General features: G+C 43.8%; 14 protein-coding genes, 4 tRNA genes and 1 pseudogene. 9 read left to right on the plus strand and 10 right to left on the minus strand.

All coding sequences use genetic code 11. The features are described from left to right. Positions 1-1,822: ribonuclease R (gene rnr, locus E2K52_RS09635; RefSeq protein ID WP_151204918.1), on the minus strand; the 1,822-nt coding region annotated here is incomplete at its 3' end. Between the two features lie 262 nt (positions 1,823-2,084). On the opposite strand from rnr, the gene E2K52_RS09640 reads away from it, so the two are divergent. The 6 genes from E2K52_RS09640 (at position 2,085) to E2K52_RS09665 (ending at position 5,007) form a co-directional block, all read left to right on the plus strand. Further along, positions 2,085-2,174 (plus strand) — tRNA-Ser (locus tag E2K52_RS09640). Between the two features lie 14 nt (positions 2,175-2,188). Further along, positions 2,189-2,265: transfer RNA gene (locus E2K52_RS09645), tRNA-Arg, on the plus strand. Between the two features lie 47 nt (positions 2,266-2,312). Further along, a tRNA-Arg gene (locus E2K52_RS09650) sits at positions 2,313-2,389 on the plus strand. A 520-nt stretch (positions 2,390-2,909) separates the two neighbouring features. Further along, positions 2,910-2,986 (plus strand) — tRNA-Arg (locus E2K52_RS09655). A gap of 855 nt (positions 2,987-3,841) precedes the next feature. Next, a complete protein-coding gene (locus tag E2K52_RS09660; RefSeq protein ID WP_151204919.1) occupies positions 3,842-4,339 on the plus strand; it encodes a YcxB family protein in 498 nt (165 codons plus the stop codon). A gap of 26 nt (positions 4,340-4,365) precedes the next feature. Next, entirely contained in the window at positions 4,366-5,007 is a 642-nt protein-coding gene (locus E2K52_RS09665) for a fumarylacetoacetate hydrolase family protein (RefSeq protein WP_151204920.1), read from the plus strand. Positions 5,008-5,485: 478 nt separating this feature from the next. Here E2K52_RS09665 and E2K52_RS09670 read toward each other — a convergent pair whose 3' ends face one another. Continuing rightward, positions 5,486-6,733 carry a YihY family inner membrane protein gene (locus tag E2K52_RS09670; protein WP_151204921.1) on the minus strand — a complete coding sequence of 416 codons (1,248 nt, stop codon included), beginning with the start codon at positions 6,731-6,733 and terminating at the stop codon, positions 5,486-5,488. Between the two features lie 112 nt (positions 6,734-6,845). On the opposite strand from E2K52_RS09670, the gene wrbA reads away from it, so the two are divergent. Beyond that, positions 6,846-7,442 carry an NAD(P)H:quinone oxidoreductase gene (wrbA, locus tag E2K52_RS09675; RefSeq protein WP_151204922.1) on the plus strand — a complete coding sequence of 199 codons (597 nt, stop codon included), beginning with the start codon at positions 6,846-6,848 and terminating at the stop codon, positions 7,440-7,442. A 46-nt stretch (positions 7,443-7,488) separates the two neighbouring features. Here wrbA and E2K52_RS09680 read toward each other — a convergent pair whose 3' ends face one another. From E2K52_RS09680 to E2K52_RS09695, 4 genes are all read right to left on the minus strand, one after another. Next, on the minus strand, positions 7,489-7,848 hold the full coding sequence (locus tag E2K52_RS09680; RefSeq protein WP_151204923.1) for a hypothetical protein: 360 nt from the start codon (positions 7,846-7,848) through the stop codon (positions 7,489-7,491). 693 nt (positions 7,849-8,541) lie between these two features. Then, positions 8,542-9,117 (minus strand): xanthine phosphoribosyltransferase, encoded by a 576-nt coding sequence (locus E2K52_RS09685; protein ID WP_151204924.1) that lies wholly within the window; start codon positions 9,115-9,117, stop codon positions 8,542-8,544. A gap of 90 nt (positions 9,118-9,207) precedes the next feature. Continuing rightward, entirely contained in the window at positions 9,208-9,918 is a 711-nt protein-coding gene (locus E2K52_RS09690; protein WP_151204925.1) for a DUF3108 domain-containing protein, read from the minus strand. Positions 9,919-10,075: 157 nt separating this feature from the next. Further along, positions 10,076-10,762 carry a hypothetical protein gene (locus tag E2K52_RS09695; RefSeq protein ID WP_151204926.1) on the minus strand — a complete coding sequence of 229 codons (687 nt, stop codon included), beginning with the start codon at positions 10,760-10,762 and terminating at the stop codon, positions 10,076-10,078. 262 nt (positions 10,763-11,024) lie between these two features. Between E2K52_RS09695 and E2K52_RS09700 the strand changes: the two genes are divergently transcribed. Then, entirely contained in the window at positions 11,025-11,882 is an 858-nt protein-coding gene (locus E2K52_RS09700; protein WP_171478839.1) for an energy transducer TonB, read from the plus strand. A gap of 194 nt (positions 11,883-12,076) precedes the next feature. Here the strand turns inward: E2K52_RS09700 and E2K52_RS09710 are convergent, their stop codons facing one another. The 4 genes from E2K52_RS09710 to miaB form a co-directional block, all read right to left on the minus strand. Then, entirely contained in the window at positions 12,077-12,475 is a 399-nt protein-coding gene (locus tag E2K52_RS09710) for a hypothetical protein (protein WP_151204928.1), read from the minus strand. A gap of 143 nt (positions 12,476-12,618) precedes the next feature. Then, positions 12,619-13,101 carry an rRNA maturation RNase YbeY gene (gene ybeY / locus E2K52_RS09715; protein ID WP_151204929.1) on the minus strand — a complete coding sequence of 161 codons (483 nt, stop codon included), beginning with the start codon at positions 13,099-13,101 and terminating at the stop codon, positions 12,619-12,621. 18 nt (positions 13,102-13,119) lie between these two features. Further along, positions 13,120-14,202: a PhoH family protein gene (locus E2K52_RS09720; RefSeq protein ID WP_151204930.1), complete on the minus strand. Its 1,083-nt coding sequence runs from the start codon at positions 14,200-14,202 to the stop codon at positions 13,120-13,122. 37 nt (positions 14,203-14,239) lie between these two features. Next, positions 14,240-15,697, minus strand: a complete 1,458-nt coding sequence (gene miaB / locus E2K52_RS09725) for a tRNA (N6-isopentenyl adenosine(37)-C2)-methylthiotransferase MiaB (protein ID WP_151204931.1) — start codon at positions 15,695-15,697, stop codon at positions 14,240-14,242. Positions 15,698-16,048: 351 nt separating this feature from the next. On the opposite strand from miaB, the pseudogene E2K52_RS09730 reads away from it, so the two are divergent. Beyond that, positions 16,049-17,068 (plus strand): annotated as a pseudogene (locus E2K52_RS09730) (lytic transglycosylase); the annotation flags it as partial.

Raw genomic sequence — 17,068 nt, forward strand, 5'->3', positions numbered from 1 at the left:
CTGCGGCCGAGAAATGCTCGCCTGCATCATCTAAAGCGGCACCCGACACCGGGTACGGTTTTTGTGCCAGATGGGTCTTGATCGCACGATGCAGAAGCAGGTCTGGATAGCGGCGAATTGGCGAAGTAAAATGCGTATATGCTTCATAAGCCAGACCATAATGCCCCACATTCTTGGCACCATAATAAGCCTGCATCATTGAGCGCAATAACACGGCATGAATACTAGGTGCATCAATCCGGTCCTTGGTGGCTTCAATCACCGCCTGATAATCGGCTTGGGTGGGTTGTTCTGGAAATTGCAGGCCCAGAAGTTTGACAAACTCACGTACTTTCTGAATGCGTGAAAACTCGGGTGCTTCATGGACGCGATACAGCATCGGTACTTCATGCTTGATGGCATATTCAGCCGCCGCGACATTGGCGAGCAGCATGCATTCTTCAATCAGCTTGTGAGCATCATTACGGGTGCGTGGCAAAATTTCCTTGATTCCGCCCAGCTCATCAAAAGTCATATAGGTTTCGACGGTTTCAAACTCCATCGCATGCCGTTCGGCACGTAAGCCTTTAAGCACTTGATAAAGCTGAAACAGCGTGTTGAGCGATTTGCGTACATTACGGTCTTCGGTAATAGCTGTGCTGTCGCCTTCAAAGTATGTAGCCACCTGATCATAGGTCAGACGTGCTTTGGAGTGCATCACTGAAGGATAGAACTCATATCCAGTTACCCGGCCAGCACGTGACAGCTTTAAGTCACAGACCATGCAGAGACGGTCAACATCCGGATTTAAAGAACATAGTCCATTGGATAATGCCTCTGGCAGCATCGGCAAGACAAAATGCGGGAAATACACAGATGTACCACGCTCTTTGGCTTCATCATCCAATGGCTTGCCTGGACGGACATAATGGCTAACATCGGCAATGGCCACGACCACCCGATAACCACCGCCCGGGCGTTTTTCTGCATATACCGCATCATCAAAGTCACGAGCATCTTCACCATCAATGGTCACCAGCGCCAGATCACGTAAATCGACCCGGCCTTCGCGGTCTTTGGCTGTCGGCTCTTTAAAGCTTTCAGCCTCATGAATGACTTCTTCCGGAAACTCATAGGGCAGGCCATATTCCAGAATGGTTTGCGGAATAATGATTTCAGTATCGGCCCGATCCGCCATCGACTGGACAATATGTCCGGTAGCAAATTCTTCCTTGGTCGGATAACGGTCAATCGCCACCCGAATCGAATCACCGACTTTGACCTGAGCATGCTCGATCAGCTCTTTTTCCAGAGTAATCGGTTGATGGGCATTCGGGGGCGCAGGTTGTACAAAATATTCACCTTCATACTCTGCCACTTTACCGATGACCTGTTTGACGCGGTGCTGCATAATGTCGGTAATGAAGCCCCAGGCCTTGCCTTTACGGTCAATCGAAGTCTGACGCACCTTGATGCGGTCACCATGAAAGACCTGACGCAGTTCACGCTCAGGTAGAAGCAGGTCGTCCTGACCTGAGATGTTCGCCGTTCCCATCCCTTTAGAGTTGATATATACCGTAGCTTCGTATTCGGGCTGTTCTGTGGCAATCTGGAATTTATAACCGTCTTTCATCAGTTGCCCATCACGCACCATGGCGATCATGCGATGACTGAGGGCCTCAATACTTTTTTGATCAGCAATTTCAAAATATTCCACCAGGTCTGCATGGGACTGGGCGTTATTTTTTTCTATAGTTTCGAGAATGAGCGTACGGCTCGGAATCGGGTTCTCATAACGTTCGGCTTCAGCTTTTGCTTCAGGATCGACCCAGTTTTTCATCATGTCTTTAAATTTGTCCTAAGAGGTAGGTTTAGCATAAGTCATGTACGCGCAGACTGCACGTAAATGATTGCAATAATCTATTTAAGCTTTCGGTTGGTGCTGCATTACAGATAATGGGAAATATCCAAGGATTTTCTAGCAAAAAATTGATGAAAACCAGTGAAATTGTTTAAAAAGTATGTAAACGATCAAAAAACTGCATTTTTTTTTCAAGCTGTGCTTGCAGTGCCATGCTGAAATTTGTATTATGGCCGCACGTTACGGTGAGATGGGTGAGTGGCTGAAACCACGTCCCTGCTAAGGACGCATACGGGCAACTGTATCGAGGGTTCGAATCCCTCTCTCACCGCCACGCTTACTTATGTCGCGCTCATAGCTCAGCTGGATAGAGCACTTGGCTACGAACTAAGGGGTCGGGAGTTCGAATCTCTCTGAGCGCACCAATAAGTACAGCAAGAATAACGTATCGCCAATCAGGCAAACAAGTTACGCGCTCATAGCTCAGCTGGATAGAGCACTTGGCTACGAACTAAGGGGTCGGGAGTTCGAATCTCTCTGAGCGCACCAACTTGAACAATCAACCGCTTGCAAAGCGGTTTTTTTGTGCCCAAAATTCACCGTATCCCAAAAAATTCATGCTAAAAATAATGCTCAGGCGTTTCCAAGCCTAGATGGCGTGATACAGGCAGCCGGCGATCTTCTTGTCGGTAAACATACCGTTCAGAGTTTTGAAGTTTGCTGTCCCCAAACATGTCAAGCACTGGTCAGGAAGTAAGAAAATCAATAAATATATTGTCCATGAATCTGGAGCATTCGGTCTGACAAAATGTCCTGATTGTGGAGTCGGTCAATCATGTATTCAGCATCTGAGTACAACCAGTTTTAATTGAATTAAATATGAACTTGGTCAATTCTTGGATTTTGCCAAATGTGAGTTATTGCTTTTAGCTCTAAATTTACAGGAATATTCCTCAAAAAAAACTTAAATAGGGTTGTATCGTTTAATTACTGTACGTTCAGTTGTAATTTTATTAAAAACACTTAACAACTGATAAAAACTCTATATAATGCACCCCATCAAGATGTCGCGCTCATAGCTCAGCTGGATAGAGCACTTGGCTACGAACTAAGGGGTCGGGAGTTCGAATCTCTCTGAGCGCACCAATCTTGATAAAAATTTTGAAAAAACCGCACATTGATGCGGTTTTTTTGGTCTAGGTTTTTTTTAATATTTATACAAAAAATCAATAATAACAACAAACATCAAGATTTTAATTTTTATTGAGTAGCACACCTTGCGGCTGATGCCAATCACCCCACTACTTCACGGTCACCAGTATCTTATTCGGACTGAGAGCCAACCTTCTAGTCTGTTAGCGCCATAAGAAATCGGCGCATCCAGCATCAGGATGCTGATGCGAGGCTCTCCTAAATGACGTTGCATTAGCCCATTTACTTTAAAATTTAATACCGGAATTGGGAGGTAGCTGATATTTCTGCTGAATAGCCGCCTGCTGGTCAATGACTTTGGTTGAGATTCATACCGGAAGCAGGTCGTTATCTTCTGGATAATGCTGCAATTGTTTTTTTACCTGCGCTTTGGAAACAGACAGGATGATGGCTGCACTATAAAGCTGGGCCTTAGACTGGCGCTGGTCTTAACGGTCGGTAAAAGGATTCCGGTGGCTATGCATAAATCAGGCGGCCTGCGCCAGTCAATTCAGCCAGTTACTGGGCATTGCCCTGAAATATATCAAGCTTACTGGGCAGACTGGCTGTACATAAGATAATGTTTGCAAAAGCAGATAGGGGCGTTGGGAATACGCTACTAATCACTAAATAGGGTGTTAATCTTTTCATTCCATTGCCTGGGCAGGTGTTTTTGATTTAATGAGGATTTGTCTAAACTAAAATCCTGTTATTTCCAAAGCAAAGTTATGTAATTAAGCGCATAAGCCATGAGTTTTAAGCATATTTTGTTATAGTATGGAACAGGATTATATTTTTTGATGTGACACTATGACTGAGTCAGCACCAACCTTATCGACCCGCTATTTTCTGACTCTGGAGGAGTCTCAAGATGGATTTGCCTTGGCCACTTTTGGCAAAAAGCAGATCAGCCGTTTTCTGACTCCTTTGGTTAGTATCGGGATTATTATCTGGGGTTTTTCCATGGGTTTTGATGGGGTCGGGCGCTATTATGTGGCACTTGGGGCCTTTTTCCTGATATTGCAGGCAATTATGCGTTACTGGTTTTTACCGATGATGTTCAAACGCCAGTTTATTAAATATCAGTTTGGCAAAAGTGAGCAGGGGATTGACCTGTTTCAGGACTATGCGGCAATCTTTAATAATGGGCGCAGCAAGATCGTGCATTATAATGAAGTAAAAACTTTTGCGATGGGTAAACTGACCTATATGCTGGAACTGAAAAACCGTACAGTTATCATTATCCCTAAGCGTGCTTTTAAAGATACAACTGAACAAAGCCTTTTCGAAAATACTTTCAAGCAATAAGACCGATCAAGATAAGGAACCAGATCATGAGTACCCGTCCATCAAAAATTGTCTGTGTGGGTCGCAGCTATGCAGATCATGCCAAAGAATTGGGGAATGCAGTACCTGATCGTCCTGTCCTGTTTATCAAGCCGCCGAGTGCCTTAAGGTCGCTGGATGCGGGAATTACATGGAATCCGGCTTGGGGCAACTGCCACTATGAGTGTGAGTTGAGTTTGCGTATTGATCGCACTTTAACTCAGGAAAGCGATCCTGCCAAAGTATTAGAGGCGATTGGCGCTGTGACGCTTGGCCTGGATTTGACCCTGCGTGACCTTCAGGATGAGCTAAAGAAAAAAGGCCAGCCTTGGGAACGTGCCAAAGCCTTTGATGGTTCCTGTATGTTGGCGGACTGGGTACCTGTAGCGGATGTGATCACGGATTGGAAAGACGTGCAGTATACGCTTGACATCAATAACGAGCGGCGTCAAACAGGCGATACGGCTTTATTGATTTTTGATCTTGCTACCTTACTGGTCGAGATTAGTCAGATATTTACGCTGGAAGCCGGAGATGTGGTGATGACCGGTACGCCAGCCGGTGTGGCCGCCCTGCAATTTGGTGACCGACTGAACATGACCCTGAAAGGCAAAGAAAAAGACTATCTATGGTCAACTTTTGTGAAATAAGGCCTGATGTTTAGATCAAGGAGTCAAGAGGCTCCTTTTTTTATGATCATCATGGAATGAGGAGAAGCCGATCGTGGCCAAAGCCATGTGCTTTGAGTCAGCGCTTCAATATTTTTTAAGTCTATATTGGATTGTTGCTGCTTTGATCGTATTTTCCTTCAAGTGAAAAGCAAGGTTATCAATCAACCATTATCAGGCCTTAGAGGTTAAAGCATTTGCCCTCATGTTTTATTATGTGGCTTCTAGGGATTACAGCAGGTGATCTTAAATCGGCGGCCAGCGATATTACTGCCCTCTGATAGATCGCCTTAGGTTCTGTGCCGATTCTTTCCCTTCTCACAGCCTTAACTTTATGGGGCGTACATGTGCTTCTACATAAGCCATTTCTGCCCACTGGTGCTGTAATTGGCTGAAAATCTCTAAAGAGTTAACCCTCATAGATCGGAAAACCCCTCTCCAGAGAGAGGGGTTGTCTTGTTTATTTATTCCGGAACAGGTCAGATAATGGAAAACTCAACTTATCTTCCAGATATTGATCGGTGGCCAAAATATTAGAAGAAAGTTTCTGCATCCATATTTCCTCTGCGGCAGGATCATTCAGATGCTGCTTGTGCGGCAGAGGATAAGGCAACTGTAAATAAAAATTCCAGAAACTCACCTGATCCAGGTCACGTACCAGCACATATTGATTATCCTCGGTGCATTTGATCAGATTCTGTTTTTCAAACATGTCCACATAGCTAGGCCAGCGTCCAATTTCGTCCTGTCCCAAAACCTCGAGTGCTTCGGCTTCACTGACACATTCACCCGTTTTTTGTTTTTTATAAAATAGTGCCAGTAAATCCAGCAATATAATCATCGGATGGCGTTTGCAGTCACGGCCAGATTCAAAAGCGGTCAGGGCATAACTAATCTCTACGCCCAGCAGGATAATATTCCATGACAGATAAATCCACAGCAGAAAAATCGGTATGGCTGCAAAAGCACCATAGATAATTTCGTAGCTGGTAAAGTTGGTCATCACAAAACCAAACAGGTTCTTGAGCAGCTCAAATACGCTTGCACTAAACAGGCCCGCAATCAGGGCAGATTTGATCGGTACACTTCGGTTGGGAATGGTCCAGTTTAAAATAAAAAAACCCAGGACCGTTAAAGAAAAAGAAATGATCCAGAGTAGAAAAGTTCCATTCAATTCATATCCGGTAAAATTATTGCTCAGAACATTGAGTGAAGCCAAAGTTGAGGAAATGACAAAGGCACTGCCCAGTAAAATGGGACCAAGCGAGATAATGGTCCAGTAACGCATAAAGCCTATGAGTCCACCACGAGTTTTATTGACCCGCCAGATCCGGTTAAAAGCAGTTTCAATGCTGCTGAGCATCAGGATGGTGGTCACAAATAAAAACAGCACACCAATCACGGTTAAATTGCTGGATTTATCAGTAAATGCACTGAGCGCCTTGTCAAAAGCAATCGTGGTTTTGGGTAAAAAGTTACTATAAATTAGCTGTTGTAACTGTTGTCGGGCTGGCTCCAGGGCTTTAATGGAGGAGATGATGACAAGAAAGACTGTCAGCATAGGCACCACCGCAAATAGGGTGGTATAGGTTAATGAACCCGCCTGTTCCCGGCAACGATCATGTTCAAAGCGGCCAAGGACAAACAGAATAAATTGAAACCAGTGTTTCTCATAAAAAGGTAACTTCTTTATATAATCCAAAATCATCTGTACTCAATCTCGATTTTTCTAGTCATCATGTATTTTCCCTGACCAGCTTAACCAAAAAAGATGCAAAATACCGTATAGTTTTATTTTTTAGTAATGAATAAGAGTCAGCATGCAACCTTATATCCTTGTTTTATATTACAGCAAATATGGCTCGACCAAAGAAATGGCACATTTGATTGCAAATGGTGTAGAAGCCGCAGGCATGGCAGTAAAAATCCGGACTGTTCCAAATCTTGCCACCGTGGTCACTCAGGCGGAACCCAGTATTCCGGCAGAAGGGGATATTTACTGTACGATTGAGGAACTGGCGCAATGTTCAGGTCTGGCCTTAGGTTCGCCGACACGTTTTGGCAATATGGCCTCTGAAATGAAATATTTTTGGGATCAGACCACCAGTCTATGGTTGAATGGAGCCTTGCATGGCAAGCCGGCCTGTGTGTTTACCGCATCAGGCTCAATGCATGGCGGACAGGAAAGCACGTTGCTGACCATGCTGCCGCCTTTGTTTCATCATGGCATGTTGATTATAGGATTGAGTAATGCGGTGCCCGCCTTATCGAATACCAAAACGGGTGGCACGCCTTATGGTGCCAGTCATGTCAGTGGGCCACGCCATGATCAAGGCTTAAGTCAGGATGAAAAGATTCTTTGTGAGGTACAAGGTAGACGACTGGCCGAAGTTGCCTTAAAACTGCATCAGGGTTAAGCGTTTAAATTCAAGAGGAAATGAGGAAATCATTTCCTCAACTGGCTTAGTCTGTTTTTTGATCTTTTAGGCTAAATCTATGTTTGCAGCTTAGGCACTGGTGGTCTAAAAAGAGGTTACGGTCTACCGATACACCGGCTTTTTTACCGAGGAAATTGCCTACCACTCCACCAGTAATGCCTACGCTAATGGCTCCGACGAAGGTACCTACCGTACCGCCTACAATCACGCCCAAAGGCCCGGCAACTGTCCCGATGGCGGCTCCAATCGAAGCTCCGGATGCTGCACCTCCTACGGTTCCCGCCGTCGCTCCTGCTGAAGCTAATAATACACCACCGGTTTTTTTTAATAATTGCTCATGGTCGCGTTTTTCGATGTCGGCCGAACTACATTTAGGACATTGCATAGGTTTTTCCATCAACAATTGGTATTGGTTTATCTAGAGTAGATGACTGTTATGAAGCACATGAATCAATTATTCATTATAGCTAATGGTATAGCGAAGCATGATAAATGCTCTATCAGGAAGCTGCTATATTGATTTAATTCTAGATGAATTCACGCTAAGGCATTGTATCTTAGCTGTAAATAAACTCATATTTCAATCAAGTAACCCCCTGCATATCAAAAATAAAGGGTGACACGGTATCAGACCACAACACTGATTTTGATGAAGCATCCGACTGAAAGCTGAGGGTGCTTAAATGATTGCTGCTGATCCTTATGCTGGACTTAAAGGATTGACTCAAGATGGAAGATATTGATCTAAGTCTAAACCTGCAAAGCCTGAGGTGTATATTGCGTTAATCTGGCTATAAATAAACTGGATAGTGACTGATTAACTATATTTTCAATAGAATTTGATATTTATACTTATTGAGTAGATGTTTAAATAGAAACATAATTTATCTTTAAAAATAAAAAGAATAATAGCTCCTATTTTTTTAGAGTTTTTTTATTATGTGATTTAATTCCTGTTAGATGTATTGGGTATAAATTGGATAAAACGAAATAAGCATCTTAGAACAGAGGATATTAAGACTATAAAAATGTTTAAAAAAAGCGCCAGATCTGGCGCTTTTAAATGAAATGCTAGAACTTAGTCACGTACGAAATTAACCGTACCATTGGTCAGCGACTTTACACGTGCCAATGATTCAACACGATAGCCTTTTTCAAGTAACAGTTCACGGCCTGGCTGGAAGGATTTTTCAATCACAATACCAATACCGACAACTTCAGCCTTCGCTTGATGAATCAGGTCAGCCAGACCTAGCGCAGCCTGACCATTTGCCAGAAAGTCATCAATGACCAGAACTTTATCGGTTGAGCTGATGTGTTTGTTAGAAATGGCAATCGTACTTTCAGTCTGTTTGGTAAACGAGAATACCTTAGAACGGTATAAATCCTCTTTTAGCGTTAAAGACTGATATTTACGTGCAAAAATCACGGGAACACCCAGTTCCAAACCTGCCATTACAGCAGGGGCAATACCAGAGGCTTCAATAGTAATAATTTTGGTAATACCGCTATCTTTAAACAGACGCGCAAATTCTTGACCAATTTGCTGCATCATTACAGGATCGATTTGGTGATTTAAGAAAGAATCAACTTTCAGAACTTCTTCAGACAGAACGATACCTTCAGCCAAGATTTTCTGTTCTAGTGCATGCACGGGGAGAATCCTCAAAAGCAGGTGCTTTTTCAAGCAAAAGCGTATTGTAAAAAGCACCCGGAAAAAATCAAGCTAAATTCAACAAAAACCTTAGTTGCTTGCCCCTTTATAGTCGGTGAGGAGTAAACCATAGGAAGTTTTCTTGTCAACATGCGTCACTTTGACTGGCAGATAGTCAAGTTTAGGGGCAAGCCAGAAAATAGTTTCACGACCTGCCTTGCTGTGTTTCATCACCACCTTGACAGTATTAAAAGTGCCGTATTGAGTCGTAATATTTTCTGTACCCTGTTTGACAAATTTGCGAGGCTCGATTTCTTTAGCATCCGCAATATAATAGTTGGATTTTAAACCTGATCCTTTCAAATCCTCACGAATCTGCAACTCGGCATTCAGTTCATCCAGTACATCTGCTTTCCAGGCAAAAGAGCGCTTTTCATCGTCTTTCTGAGTCTGAACTGTTTTACTGGAAGGGTTGAAATTTATTGTCAAGGTGTTGTTATGTACCAGAATTTTGCTACTACGCTTGAAACTGCTTGAACCAATCTTGCCATTATTAAAGGAAAAACGGCTGGTTTCTGTAGCAGACGCAATTCCTCCGGCTTTGGCGGCAAACACATAAGTCCAGTTGTTGCCAGATTTGCTGAGGGTACGAGTCGCAGAACCCAGATTTTTGCCATTATAATTAAATTGATAACTGGCCTGAAAGGGCGCAATAGCAAAAGCCTGGCTCATTCCAGTGAATAACAGTACAGTGCTTAAACCGGCAGTTATTCCTAAAGTCTTGAATACCGTTTTTGCCATACCTAAGTTTCCTGTGTTATTTAAACAGCGCATCTATTGTTAAGTTTACGCTTTATTATTTGGGTGAAATATGGAAATTGAAGGGAGATGCGCCTCAAAACTGTATATTTCATGTAGTTTTTTTCGATTTTGGATAAAAAATAACATGCTTTTTATTTTAAGCAGGATCTTTTTGTCTGATGGGCGTCACTTTATCGTCATCCACCTCATCATTATCCATGTCATTACTTCTTGTTTGGGAAAGCTTGCTGAACAGGGCCGTGAGGTTAACGTTGCCGATGACCACCAGTTCCGCTTCACGTAATACGGCGTGATTGACATGAACTTTGGCCAGGGTGTCAATTACAGAGCGGTTCTTGCCTAGCCAGCGATTCAGATCTAAATACAATAAGTCATCGATTACTTTAATTACGCCTAGTTTTTCCAGAATCATGCCGAGCGGATCTTTGTTTAAAACACGCTGATAGAAAAACAGCGCAAAGCGAACCCCCAATTTATAGAAAATATTCGGATATTTGGCATCAATCAGTTGGGTATCACTGATCTGCTCAAATACAATCAGTTGGGTTGCCTTATTTAGCTCCATCTGCACCAGTTTCAGGTCTACTGATAAAGTTACTACTAGTCCCTTGTAGTCCAGTGTGGCATACAGGCGTAACCAGTCATCATGCAGATCGGCATGCAGATCTTTAAGAGCAGCAACGTTGTCGGTGACAAAGCGCTGGAAGGTGGCATTCAGGAAAACTTGTGATAATGGAAATTCACGCTCATCCTCAATAAATCCCTCGGCCTTTTGATAGGCTTGACGGAGTCGTTGAGAAATATTGGAAATAAGCGTTTGCATACTGAAGCATCCTGGCGGTTATATTTTTTGATTCGGAAGTTATCTTGTCGAATTATATAAAAAATACAAGAGTTCACGCTTGAAGTTTAGCAAAATAAATTGCACCATTTTTAGGGTTTTGGTTATGTAGCGTTAATGGTTTGATGCAATTGGCATTTTTAAAAATAAAATGTGATGTCATTTTGCTTAAATGGCGCTGTGAATATTTTTTTGGGGAATGAACTCGGCCTGAGTTCGGCAAATGTGATGAATCATGATATTAATGCCTCTGGTTAAAGTCTGGTGGAAAGATCCAGTTTTTAGCAGTGCCGTGCTGGCAGCAGTGGTCTTGCATCTGGTGGTGCTGACTCTGGAATTTGCAATGCCGCAGGATGAGAAAACCTCGACCAAGGAAATTGCCGTGAGCCTGCGTCAAAGTGAAAATAAAGTTGAGCAGGCAGATTTTCTGGGGCAGACAGATCAACAGGGTTCAGGCAAGTTCCGCGAAGTACATCGTATGTCGAGCGATCAGCCATCGCCTTTTGCGGAACAAAAGGCCGGGGAAGAGCAGCAGGACAGCCCGGATATGCTGCAACAGCAGCGTGAGCTAAGTTTTGAAGAAAAAGTCCTGATGACTACTTTAAGCTGGCAAAAACAGGCGGAAGAAAATCAGCGGAAGAAAATGCAGGAACAGCTCAATAGCCAGTTCCAAGCCAAAGCCGCCATGGTCGCAAGTCTGGAAGCGCAATATTTACAGCGACAGCAAAACTTTAGTCGTCAGCAAAAGATTAAAACGGTGGATGGTATTCAGGCCAAGCAGGATGTGTCAGCGGCTTATCTGGAAAAATTCCGTCAAAAAGTAGAGTTTTATGGTAACCGCTATTATCCGGATGCGGCCCGACAGCAAAATCTGGCTGGTGAAGTGCGCCTGATGGTCATTTTAAACCAGAACGGTGGAATTCGGGCGATTCGCCTGATTGACAGTTCGGGACATCATTTGCTGGATGAAGCAGCCAAAGCATCAGTGCGTAAGGCTGCACCTTTTGGGGCTTTTGACAGCAAGATGAAGGATATTTCTGAACTGCGTATTATCCGAACCTGGCGCTTTGATCCGGCAGAGGCAGAATTTGAAGTACGTTAATCCGGCGCTGTTTCATAATGGCGTAGTGCCTTGCAGACATCCATGCTGAAATAGCAATACCAGTTCTCTTTACCGAATTGTTGCGCGGCCTGGTGTTCAGCGTCCTGATGCCAGGCATGAATATCCTGCAGGCTGCTCCAGTAGGAAAGTGCAATCTCAGTTATTCCTTTAGTTAAACTTTCAAAATCCTGAAATTATTTTTCCACACGATGATAATAACCGTGTTCTCCAGAACTGTTCCAAATCACATTTAAAAATTTGCCTTCAATTTTCAGATGCTTTGGAAAAATCCTCAGATGCTTTTTATATTTACGCTCAGGTTTTAAACCGATGCAGTTGCCATTTTTCCACCATCTACCTTCAGCATATTGCTCTAGGGCTCCATAAGCCATATACCATTTAAATTTACCTTCAGGCAATAACAGCATTTCAGAGCCTGTTTCCATGACGCCATTTAAATAATAATGACCTGTCCAGACTTCATCTGCCTTTTGAAATTGGGTTTCTTTACATACCGTCTTTGAACTTGCATAAAGCGTTGAAGATAGAAGCGAAGTGCCCACGAGTAGCAATACCAGAAGAATCTTTTTCATTTTTATCCTGAACTTTAGCTCAGCATCTTTATGGTTATGAGCTGTATTTTATCAACTTTAGTTGAATTAAGTAGCATTGACTTGATTGCTATTTACAGGCATAAAAAAGCGAGCCTAAGCCCGCTATTCTTAATAGTAAAATCTTAATTTTGTTCCAGATAAGGATTGTCAATACCAAGTTTAGCCAGAATGTCGATTTCAATACCTTCCATTTCTTCGGCATCTTCATCTGAAGTTTCGTGATCATAACCCATTAAATGTAATATGCCATGCACCAGCATATGGGTGAAATGTGTCAGAGGAGTTTTGTCTTGCTCAGTGGCTTCCTGTAAGACCACTGGAATACAAATTACCAGATCGCCAATCGGAAAGGCATCCAGAAATTGTGCCATTTCATCTGGAATATCACTGGGAAAGGACAAGACATTGGTCGGTTTATCTTTGCCACGATATTCCAGGTTGAGCTTATGACTTTCATCATGATCGACACAGGCAATCCCCATTTCGCAATCACTTTGGGTGCCGATATGGCGTAATACAGTTTCTGCGACTTTTTTAATATAGGCACGTTTCAGCACCAGCTCAGGTGACTGAAAGTTTTGCTGCAAGGAAAGATTGAGTTTCAAAATGAATCCTTAAATGATTTAGTCTTGATGCTGCTCATCCGCTTTTGCATCATTGTCCGCAACTAAGGCTTCTTGACGGGCTTTGCGTTCCGCACGCTGTTCTGCCGTTAGACGTTGCTGTTCGCTATCCCAGCCTTCATAGGCCTCAACAATTTTCTGTACCAATTGATGACGTACCACGTCGCGTGAGTGGAAGCGAGTAATATGAATTTCTTTGATCTTGTCAATGACACGTAAGGCATGCGCCAACCCAGATTGTTGACCACGCGGTAAATCCACCTGCGTGATGTCACCAGTGATAACCGCACGCGAACCAAAACCCAAACGGGTCAGGAACATCTTCATCTGTTCTGGTGTGGTGTTTTGTGCTTCATCTAAAATGACAAAGGAGTGGTTTAAAGTCCGACCACGCATATAAGCCAGCGGTGCCACTTCGATAATTTGACGTTCAATCAGCTTGGCCACTTTTTCAAAGCCCAGCATTTCATACAGGGCATCGTAAAGAGGACGCAGGTAGGGATCAATTTTTTGGCTCAAGTCACCTGGCAAAAAGCCGAGTTTTTCACCGGCTTCAACCGCGGGACGCACCAGTAGAATACGCTGGATTTCATTACGTTCCAGCATATCGACAGCAGCTGCTACTGCAAGATAGGTTTTACCCGTACCGGCAGGGCCAATACCAAACGAAATATCACTTTGCAAAATGCGCTGAACATAACGCTTCTGGTTGGCACCACGCGGATTAATGCGTCCTTTACGGGTTTGTAACCAAACGGCATCCAGACCAGTATGTTCCTGATCTTCAATATCTTCCTGAAGCTCGCGGTCAGTCTGACTGCCTTGAATCATCATATGCAGGGTGTCGGCACTGATTTGCTGGCTATGTTCAGATTCTTCGTGCAGGCGCTGTAAGAGCGTTTCCGCTCTTTCTACAGCATCGATTCCACCATCGATAAAGAAACTTTCACCTCGATGGGAAATTTTGACATCTAAACGTTGTTCAATTTGCTTCAAATGACCGTTATAAGTACCCAAAACGGCTTGTAAACGGTCAATTGAAATTCCAGGGAAAGCTACTGTACGTCGAATCGTTGCAGTCAAGAGTGTTCCTTATACAAGTGTCGGTATATCCCCTACATTACGCCACGTCAGGCTCAAGATTCAAGAGTTCACCGTAAACAAAATTTAAAGTTTTAATTTCGGTAATTTCAATTTCGGCAAAACGTCCAACCCAAGCTGGATCGCCAATAAATGAGACCAAACGGGTATTATCAGCCGTGCCTATAAGCAGGTTTGGATCTTTATCGGATACTTTCTCAATCAGCACACGCTGAATGCAGCCGAGCATGGCATCGGTTTTCTCAATACTTGAATGTTTAATCCATTGCTGAACTTTAGCCAGACGTTCTTTTTTCACGGCTTCAGGTGTGGTGTCTTCAAGCTCTGCCGCCGGTGTGCCAGGGCGTTTTGAATAGATAAAGCTATAAGAGTGATCAAAGTCCAGGTCTTGGATAAACTGATAGGTTTCTGCAAAGTTTTCATCAGTTTCACCCGGGAAGCCAATGATAAAGTCTGACGACAGGTGCATATCGGGACGGACTTTACGCAGCTTGGCAATCTTTTCGATATAGACATCAATGGTGTGGTTGCGCTTCATCGCTTGCAGAACATCATTGGAGCCGCTTTGGACCGGCAAATGCAGGTGTGACACCATCTGTGGCAGATCGCGATAGCACTGGATCAGATCATCATTGAATTCCAGTGGATGCGAAGTGGTATAACGGATGCGGCCAATACCCGGAATTTCTGCAACTAAACGTAACAAGTCGGCAAAGGTACAGATGTTGCCGTCAAAAGTTTCCCCACGGTAGCCATTGACGTTTTGACCGAGCAGCGAAACCTCACGTACGCCTTTTTCAGCCAGACCTGCAATTTCTGCCAGCACATCATCCAGCGGGCGAGAAACTTCTTCACCACGCGTATAAGGTACGACACAGAATGAGCAATATTTTGAACAGCCTTCCATAATCGACACAAAGGCCTTATAGCCTTCCACACGCGGTTCAGGCAGGAAGTCGAATTTTTCAATATCGGGAAAGGAAATGTCTACCAGTTTGATTTTTTCTTTTTTAGGTTTTTCGACCTGTTCAAAATGCTGATCGAGCATTTGCGGTAAACGGTGCAGGGTTTGTGGACCAAAAATCATATCCACATAATTGGCACGTTTTTGAATATTGTCGCCTTCCTGAGAGGCCACGCAACCACCGACCCCGATAATCAGATCAGGATTCTGTTCTTTGAGCTTGCGCCAGCGGCCCAGTTCAGAAAAGACTTTTTCCTGTGCCTTTTCACGGATTGAGCAGGTGTTCATAAGCAGTACATCGGCTTCTTTGGGATTGCTGGTCAGGACATAACCATGTGAGTCGCCCAACAGGTCTGCCATACGATGACTGTCATACTCATTCATCTGACACCCTTGCGTTTCGATATACAGCTTTTTGACTGAAGGATCGCTGGCTAGGGTGTGCGCTGGCTGGGTAACAGTGTTTTCTGAGGCAGCTGGGGCACCATTCGGAATGAAGGTTTGAACCGTCATGAAGGCTCCTACAAAATAATAGCTCGAATGTGAATGAACTGGCAGTTGATGAACACGCAGCTCAAGAAGGATTCAGTTCACAGATTGAAATCTTTAAATGGCGCGTATTTTAGCAGGAAAGTGGTTTAAACTTATAGCCTAAATTAGGGGTGGAAAAATATTCATTGACAGACAAAAATAATCTGAAGATTAAAACTGCTGAATTATTAGGTTACATAACTGAACAATACAATTGGTTATAATCTGCTAGCAAGCTCTTATGATAAGCAGCATATGCTCGGCACAAAATTGATGATAGAAGGCAGCTGGATGTTAAAAGGTACTCAAAACATACGCAAATACTATAAGTTAATGACCTTAAGTTTCGCCTGTATCTATGCGGCAAATACCCAGGCTGCCGAAGCACAGTTTAATGATGCCTTACGTGCTGCAAATGCAGGAAATACTCAACTCTTACAACAATATCGACTTGCTATGCAAAATGACGTGTTGGGCTACTATCCGGAATACTGGATTCTGAACCAGAATCTTGCCTTGCAGCCGGCCAACCAGATCATCAACTTTGTACAGCGCTATCCACACTCCGCCATGGCTGAAAAGCTGGCAGCCGATTATGTCGAAGAAAAAGTTAAAATGGCTGACTTTGCTGCAGCCCAACCGGTTTTACAATATGTGACCAATGCTGACCGGGCTGAAGCCTGTGCAATCGCACAAGTGCGTGCCAAAAGTGGTGATCCCTTAGTCTATGCCGAATTTAAGGATGTTTGGCTAACAACAAATTCCCAGCCAGATTCATGCAATGGCTTGGGCCGCATGATGTTATCCAGTCCACTTATGACTACGGAAGACCGTCAGCAGCGCCTGTGGGTGCAGTTGCGTGCCGGTCAGTCTGGACAAGCCATCGCGACGGCGCAAGATTTGGGTCTGAATCTGTCTCTGGCCCAGCTAAATAGCATTCAGGCCAATCCAACCGCTTATTTATGGTCGGCACCAAAAAGTACGACTGTTGACCATGCTTATCTGGTATATGCCTTAGGTCGCTTGGCAGATACTGATCTGAATTCGGCCTTATCAATAGTCAAGCGGACTACTGAAGGAACTCCAGCAGAAGTACAAAAAGCCCTGTTTCGGACAGTAGGTTATATCGGCGGCACGACTGTCATGAAAAATAACTATAACCGTGAAGTGCTGAATGCGCTGGATGCCAGTTATGGGTTGCCATTTAGCTCGGAAGAAGCTGAAATCTATGCCCGTCAGTCGATTCGTTTTGGTGCCTGGGAGAGTCTGATTCGTGCGATTGACGCCATGAACGTGAACCAGAAACAGGAAGACCGCTGGCAATACTGGCTGGCGCGTGCCAGCGAGCAGCGT

Origin of the sequence: Acinetobacter sp. RF14B (assembly GCF_006864105.1) — a bacterium.
In the GTDB taxonomy this organism is placed as follows: domain Bacteria; phylum Pseudomonadota; class Gammaproteobacteria; order Pseudomonadales; family Moraxellaceae; genus Acinetobacter; species Acinetobacter lwoffii_C.